This is a genomic window from Gemmiger sp. An50 (assembly GCF_002161595.1).
GTDB lineage: Bacteria > Bacillota > Clostridia > Oscillospirales > Ruminococcaceae > Allofournierella.
Window position 1 is genome coordinate 258,215 of record NZ_NFID01000002.1, and the last position, 13,729, is coordinate 271,943.

General features: G+C 59.4%; 9 protein-coding genes. 1 reads left to right on the forward strand and 8 read right to left on the reverse strand.

All coding sequences use genetic code 11. The features are described from left to right. Positions 1-34: 34 nt before the first annotated feature. From fusA to B5G03_RS03425, 7 genes are all read right to left on the reverse strand, one after another. A complete protein-coding gene (fusA, locus tag B5G03_RS03395) occupies positions 35-2,155 on the reverse strand; it encodes an elongation factor G (RefSeq protein WP_087180357.1) in 2,121 nt (706 codons plus the stop codon). A gap of 27 nt (positions 2,156-2,182) precedes the next feature. Beyond that, positions 2,183-2,653, reverse strand: a complete 471-nt coding sequence (gene rpsG / locus B5G03_RS03400; protein ID WP_140401627.1) for a 30S ribosomal protein S7 — start codon at positions 2,651-2,653, stop codon at positions 2,183-2,185. Positions 2,654-2,768: 115 nt separating this feature from the next. After that, on the reverse strand, positions 2,769-3,194 hold the full coding sequence (gene rpsL / locus B5G03_RS03405; protein ID WP_087180359.1) for a 30S ribosomal protein S12: 426 nt from the start codon (positions 3,192-3,194) through the stop codon (positions 2,769-2,771). Positions 3,195-3,485: 291 nt separating this feature from the next. Continuing rightward, the gene (rpoC, locus tag B5G03_RS03410) at positions 3,486-7,088 is read right to left on the reverse strand and encodes a DNA-directed RNA polymerase subunit beta' (RefSeq protein ID WP_087180360.1); all 3,603 of its coding nucleotides are present in this window, start codon (positions 7,086-7,088) and stop codon (positions 3,486-3,488) included. 91 nt (positions 7,089-7,179) lie between these two features. Next, positions 7,180-10,995, reverse strand: coding sequence for a DNA-directed RNA polymerase subunit beta (gene rpoB / locus B5G03_RS03415; RefSeq protein WP_087180361.1), 3,816 nt, complete (start codon positions 10,993-10,995; stop codon positions 7,180-7,182). Between the two features lie 271 nt (positions 10,996-11,266). Next, positions 11,267-11,683, reverse strand: a complete 417-nt coding sequence (locus tag B5G03_RS03420) for an RrF2 family transcriptional regulator (RefSeq protein WP_087180362.1) — start codon at positions 11,681-11,683, stop codon at positions 11,267-11,269. A gap of 175 nt (positions 11,684-11,858) precedes the next feature. Further along, positions 11,859-12,344: a DUF2798 domain-containing protein gene (locus tag B5G03_RS03425; protein WP_087180363.1), complete on the reverse strand. Its 486-nt coding sequence runs from the start codon at positions 12,342-12,344 to the stop codon at positions 11,859-11,861. A 264-nt stretch (positions 12,345-12,608) separates the two neighbouring features. On the opposite strand from B5G03_RS03425, the gene B5G03_RS03430 reads away from it, so the two are divergent. Further along, positions 12,609-13,373: a nucleoside phosphorylase gene (locus B5G03_RS03430; protein ID WP_162613318.1), complete on the forward strand. Its 765-nt coding sequence runs from the start codon at positions 12,609-12,611 to the stop codon at positions 13,371-13,373. Positions 13,374-13,426: 53 nt separating this feature from the next. On the opposite strand, the gene B5G03_RS03435 is transcribed toward B5G03_RS03430, so the two are convergent. Next, positions 13,427-13,723 (reverse strand): hypothetical protein, encoded by a 297-nt coding sequence (locus B5G03_RS03435; RefSeq protein ID WP_087180365.1) that lies wholly within the window; start codon positions 13,721-13,723, stop codon positions 13,427-13,429. Positions 13,724-13,729: the final 6 nt, after the last annotated feature.

Sequence of the window (13,729 nt, forward strand, 5' to 3'; positions counted from 1 at the left end):
TGGATCAGCCCATGCGGCAAATCTTTGGTCTTATTTACTCCTTGTTGCGGCCAGCCATGATGCTCTCGGCAATATTCTTGGGTACCTCAGCGTAGTGGCTGGGCTCCATGGAATACTGACCGCGGCCCTGGGTCTTGGAACGCAGGTCGGTGGAGTAACCGAACATGTTGGACAGGGGAACGAAGGCGTTGATCTGCTGAGAACCAGACAGAGCCTCCATGCCCTGGATCTGACCGCGACGGGAGTTCAGATCACCGATAACGTCGCCCATGTACTCGTCGGGAACGATAACAGCAACCTTCATGATGGGCTCCATGATAGCGGGGTCTGCCTTAGCCATAGCGTCCTTGAACGCCATAGAACCGGCAATCTTAAAGGCCATCTCAGAGGAGTCGACCTCATGGTAAGAACCGCCCTTCAGGGTGACCTTCACGTCCTCCACCGGATAACCGGCCAGGATACCGGCCTTCATAGCGCCCTGGATACCCTGATCGATCGCGGGGATGAACTCCTTGGGAACATCACCGCCAACAACGGCGTTGATGAACTCGTAGCCCTTGCCAGCCTCGTTGGGCTCGATGTCGATGATACAATGACCGTACTGGCCCTTACCACCGGACTGACGGGCGTACTTGGTGTTGGAGCTGGCCGCACGGCGGATGCACTCGCGGTAAGCAACCTGGGGAGCACCCACGTTGGCTTCTACCTTGAACTCACGCAGCAGACGGTCAACGATGATCTCCAGATGCAGCTCGCCCATGCCAGCGATGATGGTCTGGCCGGTCTCCTCGTCGGTCCAGGTACGGAAGGTGGGGTCCTCTTCAGCCAGCTTGTTCAGCGCAATGCCCATCTTCTCCTGACCAGCCTTGGTCTTGGGCTCGATGGCAACGCGGATAACGGGCTCGGGGAACTCCATGCTCTCCAGGATGACGGGATGCTTGGGATCGCACAGGGTGTCACCAGTGGTGGTGTTCTTCAGGCCAACAGCGGCGGCGATATCACCGGCGTAGCAGACCTCGATGTCCTGACGATGGTTCGCATGCATCTGCAGGATGCGGCCCATACGCTCGTTGCTGTCCTTTACGGAGTTGTAAACGGTGGTGCCGGCTTCCACGATACCGGAGTATACACGGAAGAAGCACAGCTTACCAACGAACGGGTCGGTCGCGATCTTGAATGCCAGAGCGGCAAAGGGAGCGTTGTCGTCGGAAGGACGGCTGGTCTCCTCGCCGGTCTCGGGATCAACGCCCTTGATATCCTCGATATCGGTGGGCGCGGGCATGTAATCCACGATAGCGTCCAGCAGCTTCTGAACGCCCTTGTTGCGGTAGGAAGTACCGCAGGTAACGGGAACCACGGTGTTAGCAATGGTTTCCTTACGCAGAGCCTTCTTGATCTCTTCCTTGGTCAGCTCCTCGCCGTCCAGGTACTTCATCATCAGCTCTTCGTCGCCTTCGGCAATCGCCTCCAGCATCTCGGCACGATACTGCTCGGCCAGCTCACGCATATCCTCGGGGATGGGCTCCACGCGGATATCCTTACCCATATCGTCGTAGTAGACGTCCGCCTGCATATCGATCAGATCGATGATGCCCTTGAACTCGTCTTCCTTGCCGATGGGCAGCTGGATGGGCACAGCGTTGCACTTCAGACGCTCGCGCATCATCTTCACAACGCGGTAGAAGTCCGCGCCCATGATATCCATCTTGTTCACGTAAGCCATGCGGGGTACGTGATACTTGTCGGCCTGGCGCCAAACAGTCTCGGACTGGGGCTCAACGCCGCCCTTGGCGCACAGAACGGTAACAGAACCGTCCAGAACACGCAGAGAACGTTCTACCTCAACGGTGAAGTCCACGTGGCCGGGGGTGTCGATGATGTTGATCCGATGCCGGTTCTTCTTGGCCTTGGCGGGATCGCCCAGCAGCTCCGTGTGGCTCCAGTAGCAAGTGGTCGCAGCAGAGGTGATGGTAATACCACGCTCCTGCTCCTGCGCCATCCAGTCCATGGTAGCCGCGCCATCGTGCGTTTCACCGATCTTGTGGTTAACACCAGTGTAATACAGGATACGCTCGGTGGTGGTGGTCTTGCCGGCGTCGATGTGCGCCATAATGCCGATGTTTCTGGTCATTTCCAGAGAAACGTCTCTTGGCATATTAACCTCCTATATATACAGGGCGGATCAATAACGGTAATGGGCGAAAGCCTTGTTGGCCTCGGCCATCTTGTGAGTGTCTTCACGCTTCTTCACGGCGTTACCGGTGTTGTTCACGGCATCCATGATCTCGTTGGCCAGACGCTCGCGCATGGTGCGCTCGCTGCGGGCGCGAGAGTAAGCGGTGAGCCAGCGCAGACCCAGGGTCTCGCGGCGCTCGGCACGAACCTCAACAGGTACCTGGTAGGTGGAACCACCAACGCGGCGGGCCTTAACTTCCAGGCTGGGCATGATGTTCTCCAGAGCTTTTTCGAACATCTCCAGGGGATCGTTACCGGACTTCTCCTTTACGATCTCGAAAGCATCGTAAACGATTTTTTGAGCGACGCCCTTCTTGCCGTCCAGCATGATGCTGTTGATCAAGCGGGTCACCATCTTGGAATTGTACAGCGGGTCAGCCAGAACGTCCCGCTTAGCAATGTTACCTCTTCTAGGCATCTTTCTTCCCTCCTTCACAGAATGATATCATCGGTACTCGAAAGCAATAAACTCCCGTTGTGCCATACAAAGAGGTCTTATATAAAGACGCCTTTGATGGCGGGGTAAACGTTAATTACTTCTTAGCACCGGCCTTGGGGCGCTTCGCGCCGTACTTGGAGCGGGCCTGGTTACGGTTGGCCACACCCTGGGTATCCAGAGTACCACGGATGATGTGGTAACGAACACCGGGCAGGTCCTTAACACGGCCGCCACGAATCAGTACTACGCTGTGCTCCTGCAGGTTGTGGCCGATGCCAGGAATGTAAGAGGTTACCTCAATACCATTCGTGAGCTTTACACGGGCTACCTTACGCAGAGCAGAGTTGGGCTTCTTGGGGGTCATGGTACGAACAGCGGTGCATACACCACGCTTCTGGGGGCTGTTAGCGTCGCTGTAGGACTTGTCCAGAGAGTTGTAGCTCTTCTGCAGAGCAGGAGCGGTAGACTTGCGGACAGACACCTCACGGCCTTTGCGTACAAGCTGGTTAAAAGTAGGCATTTTGTTCTCCTTTCTTCAAATTATTTATGTTAAAGCGGCAAGCCGCCATAACATCAAACAGGCATAGTTGCGCCTTAGCCGCGCAACAGTTTTATTTTACACACAAGCTTTGTGTATGTCAACAGTATTTTCGAAAAAAACTTGGTTGATTCACTGAAATTTTATTTTGTACGCCTGTAAAGGTCAATTCCCTGCCCCTTACCGCTTCAAAACAGCGGTTTTCGCAAAAGAAGTGCCGCCCCGAAACGGGGCGGCACTTGCAAAAACAAAGCGGATGCCGAAAGAAAACGCTTATTCGGCGGCGGTCTCAGCGACCGGCTCCAGCACTTCCTCAGCAGGGTCAGCGATCTCGGGAACGATGCCGTTCTCCTCCTGCTCGCGGCGGATCAGCTCGTTCTCCACCTCGTCCAGACCGGTACCGGCCGGGATCAGCTTACCGATGATGACGTTCTCCTTCAGGCCCATCAGCGGGTCGACCTTGCCCTTGATGGCGGCTTCGGTCAGCACGCGGGTGGTCTCCTGGAAGGAAGCGGCAGACAGGAAGCTGTCGGTGGACAGAGAAGCCTTGGTGATACCCAGCAGCACGTCGGTGTACTGAGCCAGCTTCAGGCCCTCCTCGCCGGCGGCGATGCGCTCCATCAGAGCAGCGTTCTGCTGCTCCACTTCCATCTTGTCGGCCAGAGCGCCGCCAATCAGGGTGGTGGAGCCCGCGTCGTCCACGCGGACCTTGCGCATCATCTGACGCACGATGACCTCGATGTGCTTGTCGTTGATTTCTACACCCTGCAGGCGGTATACCTTCTGAACTTCCTGGATCAGGTAGTTCTGAACGGCGATACGACCCTTGATGGCCAGGATGTCGTGGGGGTAGGCATGACCCTCGGTGATCATGTCGCCCTTCTCCAGCTGCTGACCATCGGTCACGCGGATGCGCTGGCCGAAGGGGATCAGGTAGCTCTTCTCAGCGGGAGCGCCGTTCTCGTCCACACCGGAAACCACCACATGGCGGTTCTTCTTGCTGTCGTCGATGTGAGCGGTACCGGCAATCTCGGTCATGATGGCCAGAGCCTTGGGCCGGCGGCTCTCGAACAGCTCCTCAACACGGGGAAGACCCTGGGTGATATCCTCAGCAGATGCGATACCGCCGGTATGGAAGGTACGCATGGTCAGCTGAGTACCGGGCTCACCGATGGACTGAGCAGCGATGATACCAACAGACTCGCCCACATGCACGGGATCGCCGTTGGCCAGGTTGGAGCCGTAGCAGTGAGCACATACGCCCACCTTGGCGCGGCAGTTCAGCACGCTGCGGATCTGCAGCTCGGTGATGCCGGCAGCCTCGATCTTCTCAGCGTCGAACAGGTCCATCATCTTGCCCTCGGGCACGATGACCTCGCCGGTGGCGGGGTTGCACACATCGCCCACGGCGTAACGGCCGATCAGACGCTCGCGGAAGTTCTCGATCTCTTCCTTGCCCTCGCGGATATCGGATACCCAGATACCCTCGGTGGCGCCGCAGTCCTCCTCACGGACGATCACGTCCTGAGAAACGTCGACCAGACGGCGGGTCAGGTAACCGGAGTCGGCGGTACGCAGAGCGGTATCCGCCATGCCCTTACGGGCGCCACGGCAGGAAACGAAGTACTCCAAGATGTTCAGGCCTTCACGGTAGTTGGCGCGAATGGGCATCTCGATGGTCTTACCGGCGGTGTTGGCCAGCAGACCGCGCATGCCGGCCAGCTGCTTGATCTGGTTCATAGAACCACGGGCACCGGAGTCCGCCATCATGAAGATGGGGTTGCGGTCCTCCAGGTTGTCGGCCAGAGCCTTGGAAACCTTGTCTGTGGTCTCCTGCCAGATCTGAATCACGCCGTTGTAGCGCTCCTCGTTGGAGATCAGGCCTCGGTTGAACTGCTTGATGACCTTGGAAACCCGCTCGTCGGCCTCAGCCAGCAGCTCGGGCTTCTGGGGCGGGATCACGGCGTCGCACACGGCAACGGTGATACCGCTGATGGTGGAGTACTTGTAGCCCTGGGCCTTGATGCGGTCCAGCATCTCGCTGGTGGCCTTGGTGCCATGCACCGCCAGGCAGCGGCTGATGATATCGGGCAGGTTCTTCTTGGTGACCTGGAAGTCGACCTCGTAGCCGAACATGGCCTCGGGATCGTTGCGGTCCACGTAACCCAGATCCTGCGGGATGGGCTGGTTGAAGATGATGCGGCCCACGGTAGTGTCCACCAGCTTGCTCTTCAGCTCGCCGTTCACTTCCATGGTGCGGCGGACCTTGATGCGGGCCTGCAGGGTGATGACCTTGTCGCTGTAGGCCATGATGGCTTCTTCCTCATCGCGGAAGACCTTGCCCTCGCCCTTGTCGCCATTGTTGACCATGGTCAGGTAGTAGGAGCCCAGGATCATATCCTGAGTGGGCACGGCAACGGGAGCACCATCGGAGGGCTTCAGCAGGTTGCCGGAAGCCAGCATCAGCATGCGGGCCTCGCGCTGGGCCTCCACGCTCAGAGGCAGGTGCACGGCCATCTGGTCGCCGTCGAAGTCGGCGTTGAAGGCGGTACATACCAGGGGATGCAGCTTAATGGCGTGGCCCTCAACCAGCACAGGCTCGAAGGCCTGGATACCCAGACGGTGCAGGGTAGGCGCACGGTTCAGCATGACGGGATGACCCTTGATCACGGTCTCCAGGCTGTCCCACACTTCGGTGCGGGCGCGCTCCACCATCTTGCGGGCGCTCTTGATGTTGTTGGCCAGGCCCTTTTCCACCAGATCCTTCATCACGAAGGGCTTGAACAGCTCCAGAGCCATCTCCTTGGGCAGACCGCACTGATACATCTTCAGCTCGGGGCCTACAACGATAACAGAACGGCCGGAGTAGTCAACACGCTTACCCAGCAGGTTCTGACGGAAGCGGCCCTGCTTACCCTTCAGCATGTCGGACAGGCTCTTCAGGGGACGGTTATTGGGGCCGGTGACAGGACGGCCGCGGCGGCCGTTGTCGATCAGGGCGTCCACAGCCTCCTGCAGCATGCGCTTCTCGTTGCGGACGATGATGTCGGGAGCGCCCAGCTCCAGCAGGCGCTTCAGACGGTTGTTGCGGTTGATGACCCGGCGATACAGGTCATTCAGGTCGCTGGTGGCGAAGCGGCCGCCGTCCAGCTGAACCATGGGACGGATATCCGGCGGAATCACGGGCACAACGTCCATGATCATCCACTCGGGGCGGTTGCCGGACAGGCGGAAGGCCTCCACGACCTCCAGGCGCTTCAGGATGCGAACGCGCTTCTGGCCGCCGGCATCCTCCAGCTCGTTGCGCAGCTGGGTGCGCAGCTCTTCCAGATCGATCTCCGCCAGCAGCTCCTTGATGGCCTCGGCGCCCATGGCAGCCTGGAACTCATCCTCGTAGCGCTCGCGCATCTCGTGGTATTCCTTCTCGCTGAGCAGCTGCTTCTTCTCCAGCGGGGTGTAACCGGGATCGGTCACGATGTAGCTGGCGAAGTACAGCACCTTCTCCAGCTGACGGGGGCTGATGTCCAGCATCAGGCCGATGCGGCTGGGAATGCCCTTGAAGTACCAGATATGGGAAACGGGCGCGGCCAGCTCGATGTGGCCCATGCGCTCACGGCGCACCTTGGACTTGGTGACCTCAACGCCGCAGCGGTCGCAGATCTTGCCCTTGTAGCGGATGCGCTTATACTTACCGCAGTGACACTCCCAGTCCTTGGTGGGTCCGAAGATGCGCTCGCAGAACAGGCCGTCCCGCTCAGGCTTCAGGGTGCGGTAGTTGATCGTTTCCGGCTTTTTGACCTCGCCGTAGCTCCATGCGCGGATCTGGTCGGGAGAAGCAAGGCCGATCTTGATCGAATCGAAATCGTTATATTCCATTAAACGAACCCTTCCTTTTCTTATGTTTCGATGAATGAGGGCTTGGGAGCGCGGCGCATCTTACGCGCGCCGCACTCCACTCTCGGCTTGATCAGAATTCGTCGTCCAGGCCCAGGCCGTCGTCGGCAAACAGGCTGCCGTCCGGCTCAAAAACATCCTCCGGCTCATCGAAACCGGCATCTGCATCGGGATCAGCGTCCTCGATGCTGTAATCGTTGCTCAATTCGTTCTCCACCAGAACGTCCTCGCCCATGGGCAGATCGCGGGTATCGAAGCCAGTCTCCTCGTCGTCGAAGTTCTGCTTCAGATCGATCTCGTCGCCATTGGAATCCTGCACACGCACATCCAGACCCAGGCTCTGCAGCTCCTTGATGAGCACGCGGAAGCTCTCGGGGATGCCGGGCTTGGGAACGGGCTGGCCCTTCACGATGGCCTCGTAGGTCTTCACACGGCCGACCACGTCGTCGGACTTGACGGTCAGGATCTCCTGCAGGGTGTAGGCTGCGCCGTACGCCTCCAGGGCCCAAACCTCCATTTCGCCGAAGCGCTGGCCGCCGAACTGAGCCTTACCACCCAGAGGCTGCTGGGTAACCAGGCTGTAGGGGCCGGTGGAACGGGCGTGGATCTTATCGTCTACCAGGTGATGCAGCTTCAGGTAGTACATGTAGCCAACGGTGACACGGTTGTCGAACTTCTCACCGGTGCGGCCGTCGTAAACGGTGCTCTTGCCGTCCTCATCCAGCTCGATCTTGGAGAAGTCGATCACGTGGCCGATCTCCGGGCGCATGATCTTGTCCAGCTTGGTGGGATACTCGGGAGCGTTCTCGCCATGGTTGGTCTCATAGGCCAGGTGGTAGCATTCGCGGATGTCCTGCTCGTGGGCGCCGTCGAATACGGGGGTCATGATCTTCCAGCCCAGCGCCTTGGCGGCGTAGCTCAGATGGATCTCCAGGACCTGACCGATGTTCATACGGGAGGGAACGCCCAGGGGGTTCAGCACGATGTCCAGCGGGGTACCGTCGGCCAGGAAGGGCATATCCTCCTGGGGCAGGATGCGGGACACAACACCCTTGTTACCGTGACGGCCGGCCATCTTGTCGCCCACGCTGATCTTGCGCTTCTGAGCGATGTAGCAGCGCACAACCTGGCGCACGCCGGGCTGCAGCTCGTCGCAGTTGTCGGGAGTGAAGACCTTCACGTCCACGATGATGCCGTACTGGCCATGGGGAACGCGCAGCGAGGTGTCGCGCACCTCGCGGGCCTTCTCGCCGAAGATAGCGCGCAGCAGGCGCTCCTCAGCGGTCAGCTCGGTCTCGCCCTTCGGGGTGACCTTACCCACCAGGATGTCGCCGGCCTTGACCTCGGCGCCGATGCGGATGATGCCGCGCTCGTCCAGATCCTTCAGGGCATCCTCGCCCACATTGGGGATGTCGCGGGTGATCTCCTCGGGTCCCAGCTTGGTCTCGCGGGCCTCGGTCTCGTACTCCTCGATGTGGATGGAGGTGTAAACGTCCTCACGAACGATCTTCTCGTTAATCAGAACGGCGTCCTCGTAGTTGTAGCCCTCCCAGGTCATGAAGCCGATCAGGGCATTCTTACCCAGGCTGATCTCGCCGTTCTTGGTGGCGGGGCCGTCGGCGATGACCTGACCGGCCTTCACCTCTTCGCCCTTGTCCACGATGGGGCGCTGGTTCACGCAGGTGCCCTGGTTGGACCGCATGAACTTGATGAGCTCGTACTCGTCGGTGGTGGTCTTGCTGGTGCGGATCACGATCTTGTCGGCATCCACATGCTCCACAACACCGTCGTTCTTGGCCAGAACGCAAACGCCGGAGTCACAAGCAGCCTTGTACTCCATGCCGGTGGCCACGATGGGCTGCTGGGTGACCAGCAGAGGCACAGCCTGACGCTGCATGTTCGCACCCATCAGAGCACGGTTGGCGTCGTCGTTTTCCAGGAAGGGAATCATGGCGGTAGCCACGGACACAACCATCTTGGGGCTTACGTCCATGTAGTCCACGCGCTCGCGCTCGATTTCCAGAATCTCGTCACGGCGGCGGGCATTGACGCGGGCCTTGGTGAAGTGGCCTTCCTCGTCCAGAGGCTCGTTGGCCTGCGCCACCACGTACTCGTCTTCCACGTCGGCGGTCATGTAGACCACCTCGTCGGTGACCACGCCGCGCTCCTTGTCCACCTTGCGGTAGGGAGCCTCGATGAAGCCGTACTCATTGATACGGGCGAAGCTGGCCAGGTAGGAGATCAGACCGATGTTGGGACCTTCGGGGGTCTCAATGGGGCACATGCGGCCGTAGTGGCTGTAGTGCACGTCTCGAACCTCGAAACCGGCGCGGTCACGGCTCAGACCGCCAGGGCCCAGAGCGGACAGACGGCGCTTGTGGGTCAGCTCAGCCAGGGGGTTGTTCTGGTCCATGAACTGAGACAGCGGGCTGGAACCGAAGAACTCCTTGATGGCGGCAACCACAGGACGGATGTTGATCAGGCTCTGGGGAGTGGCCTCGTTCATATCCTGAGCCTGCAGGGTCATGCGCTCGCGGATGACGCGCTCCATACGGGAGAAGCCGATGCGGAACTGGTTCTGCAGCAGCTCGCCAACGCTGCGGATACGGCGGTTGCCCAGGTGGTCGATGTCGTCGGTGACGCCGATGCCGTGGTCCAGGCCGTTCAGGTAGTTGATGGAGGAGAAGATGTCATCCAGGGTGACGGTCTTGCTGATGAGGCGGTCGTGGTTCTTGACCAGCAGCTCCTTCTGCTCGGCCTCGTCGCTGGTGGCATCCAGGATGGCCTTCACCTCGGCAAAGGTCACGCGCTCGTTGATGCCGCACTCCAGAACGTCGAAGTTGAAGAAGTTCTGGGCGTCCACGGTGCCGTTGGTGATAACCTTGCGCTCCCGGTCGTCGGCCATGATGAAGGCCACGGATACACCGGCGGCCTCGGCGGCCTCGGCGGCCTCACGGCTGATCTTCTCGCCGGCGGCAATCAGCAGCTCGCCGGTCAGGGGGGCGATGATGTCGCGGGCGGCCACAAAGCCGGTGATGCGGCGGGCCAGAGCCAGCTTCTTGTTCATCTTGTACCGGCCAAACCGGGACATGTCGTACCGGCGGGGGTCGAAGAACAGGTTGTTCAGATGGGTCTGGGCGCTCTCCACCGTCGGGGGCTCGCCGGGACGCAGCTTGCGGTAGGTCTCCAGCAGGCCCTCTTCCTCGTTGTGGGTGGTATCCTTGTCCAGAGTGGCCAGGATGCGCTCGTCCTCACCGAAGAACTCCCGGATCTGAGCGTCGCTGCCCATGCCCAGAGCACGCAGCAGCACAGTGACGGGCAGCTTGCGGTTCTTATCGATGCGCACATAGAACACATCGTTGGAGTCGGTCTCGTACTCCAGCCAGGCGCCGCGGTTGGGGTTCATGGTGGCGGTGTACAGCTTCTTACCGGTCTTGTCGTAGCTGGCGCCGAAGTAAACGCCGGGGCTACGAACCAGCTGGCTGACGATGACACGCTCCGCACCGTTATTGATGAAGGTACCTGCGTCGGTCATGAGCGGGAAATCGCCCATGAAGATCTCCTGCTCCTTTACCTCGCCGGTCTCCTTGTTCAGCAGCCGGGCGGTAACGCGCAGGGGCGCCGCGTAGGTAGTGTCGCGTTCCTTGCACTCTTTGATGGTGTATTTGGGCTCTCCCAGATGGTAATCCACGAATTCCAGAGCCAGATTGCCGGTGAAGTCCTCAATGGTGGCAATGTCGCGGAAAACCTCTTTCAGACCCTCGTCCAAAAACCAGCGGTACGAGTTCTTCTGCACCTCGATGAGGTTGGGCATGGTGATAACCTCATCGATGCGGGAAAAGCTCATGCGTTCGGTTTTGCCAAGGGTTGTGGGCTTGACCTTCATCATAAAAAGCTTCCACTCCTATCCTGTTTCTACTTACATGATTGAGCACGCCCCGCCGGGGCAGCCATGCGGCTCGCAGAATTTTGTGTAACTTTCACAAACTTTTGCAAGTTTTTTGTACATGCTGCCTTTTTTAGGGCGTGTTGATCCAATTATGGTATACCATAACAGTATAATGGCCAAAAAGCCCGGTGTCAAGCCATTTTTTCGCTTTTTTCAAAAACACCGGCCCGAGCGCGATACGCCCGGGCCGGTGTTATGTTTTTGATGATTCTCAGCGGCACTGCTCCTCGCTGGCCACGATCTGGGCGAAGTCCACCGCCCCCAGCTCCCGGTTCACCTGCTCGCTGATGCGCCGGAAGACCTGCTGGAAGGCGCAGATGCCGGAAGCGCCCCGGTTGCACTCGCCGCATTCCTCCAGGCAGCGGGAAAGCTGATAGGGCCCCTCCACCGCGCGGATCACATCCAGCATGGTGATCTCACTGGCAGGCCGTGCCAGCTCATAACCGCCCCGGTTGCCCTTGAAGCTGGCCACCAGACCGCTGGCCACCAGCTTGCCCAGAATCTTCAGCGAAAAGCGCAGCGAAACGCTCATCTCCTGGCTGATGGAACGGGCGTCCATCCGCTTTTGATTTTTTGCCAGACAGTAGATGATACGGATGGCGTAATCCGATTCCTGCGTGATGTGCATAACGCCTTCTCCTTTCCCGCGGGTTTCGGGCCCGCTGCGCGGGGTGCGCCCCGCAATAACTATACTTTAATGATATAGTTAAATATATCAGGTTTGGGTGGATTTGTCAAACCTGCCCGCATGCAGAACGCCCGGGCAGCTCCTTTATAGGAACTGCCCGGGCGTTCGTCTTTGATTATGCGTTGGCTGCCGCAGCCTTCTCGCCCCGTCGGAACAGCACCCGGAACACCAGGCGCACCAGCGGACCGGCGAAGAACACCTGCCAGCACAGAGCCATGGGGAAGTTCATCACCGCAGTCTGCAGCCAGACAGCCACGATCTGGCTGCCGGGATTCTTGAACAGGATGGTGGCCACCAGGCTCATCATGGGGCACATCAGGCAGACGATCATGCAGGAGATGGCCAGGATCACAAAGGCGGGCTTATCCACGCCGGGCGTGACCAGGCGGAAGGCCAGCTTCTGGGACAGGCGTTCCACCACGAAGAACTCCAGAAGAAAGGCCACCGGCCACATAATGACCATCTCACCAAAGGCCATGGCAAAGACCTGATTGCTCATGCCGCCCACATTCAAAGCGATGTTGTAGCAGATCATGGCATAGACCATCACAAAGGCCATCAGCAGGGTGAATACGACATTTTCCAGTTTGGTTTTCGGCATAACGAATACTCCTCCACATTGTTTTCTCGGATGTTTGTGTGTCCGCAACGCTGTGTTGTTCGTTTGCCGCGCGGCCCCACGAAAAGCATGGCCGCTCCGGTGTCGTTTCCAATAAAACCAAACGTTTTGCGTGCTGCCCGTTTTTGGGCAGCGTCGACTATGGTATCACATTTTTCGTCTCGGCGCAAGCTTTTTCTGGACAGTGCCCTCCCCGCCTTCTATAATAGAGGAATACCACAGCAAAACGAAACGGAGGCGACTGCCATGAACCACTCCCCTTTCCCCATTCTGGAGTTTGACCCGGACCGCCGGGCCAAGCTCTGCCCCGAGCGCCCGGATGCTCCCCTGCTGCCAGAGCGCTGTGTGATCACCTTCTTCCGGGAGGCGCTGGAGGAGCTGGTCCGGGAGCAGAGTCTCAAACCCATTGCCCACCTTCATTCCGAGATCGTGGACCTGCCCATCTACCGGCTGGAGCGGGATGTCAAGCCGGTGTGCGTCGCGCTTCCCTTTGCCACCTCGCCCGGCGCGGTCTGCACCTTGGAGGAGCTGCACGCCCTGGGCGCGGAAAAATTCGTGGTCTGCGGCGGCGCGGGCTGCCTGACTCCGGGCCTGGAGCTGGGGCGGATCATCCTGCCGGTGAGTGCCGTGCGGGATGAAGGGGCGTCCTATCACTACCTGGAGCCCGGCCGTGAGGTGGCCTGCCCGGCCGAGGGCCTTGCCTCCGCCCGCCGGGGACTTGCCGCGCTGGGGATTCCGGTGCTGGAGGGAAAAACCTGGACCACCGACGCCCTTTACCGGGAAACCGAGGAGAAAATTGCCCGCCGGGCTGCCGAGGGCTGCCTGACAGTGGAGATGGAATGCGCGGGCTTTTTTGCGGCGGCACAGTTTCATGGCCTGCCGCTGGCTCAGCTGCTCTATGCAGGCGACGATCTGAGCGCTGACACCTGGGACAGCCGGGGCTGGGACCGGCAGCACACCGTACGCCGCAACCTGCTGGAAACCGCACTCGATCTGGTCACCTATTTTTAAATCACACAAAAAAGCCGTCTGGAATACTCCCAGACGGCTTTTTCTATGTTCACTTATTTCTTCTGCCCCTTGAAGATCTCGATCTCGGTGGCGGGCAGCTCGTGGCGGAATTCCCGCTCGGTGCGCTTCAGGTTGCCGCAGATGCAGGTCTCCTCACCCTTGCCGTCCAGCGGCATGTAGTAGCCGCAGGTGGTGCAGCGGGCATACAGGCCGGGCTTGCGCTTGAATTCCTTGGATAAAAAGCCGGTGGCCTTGGGACCGTGGCCCACATAGGTAAAATTCATCTTCGCTTTCAGCTCTTCCTGCTGTTTGCGGATCTGCTCCTCATTCACATTCCAGTTCGCCAGCATATACGG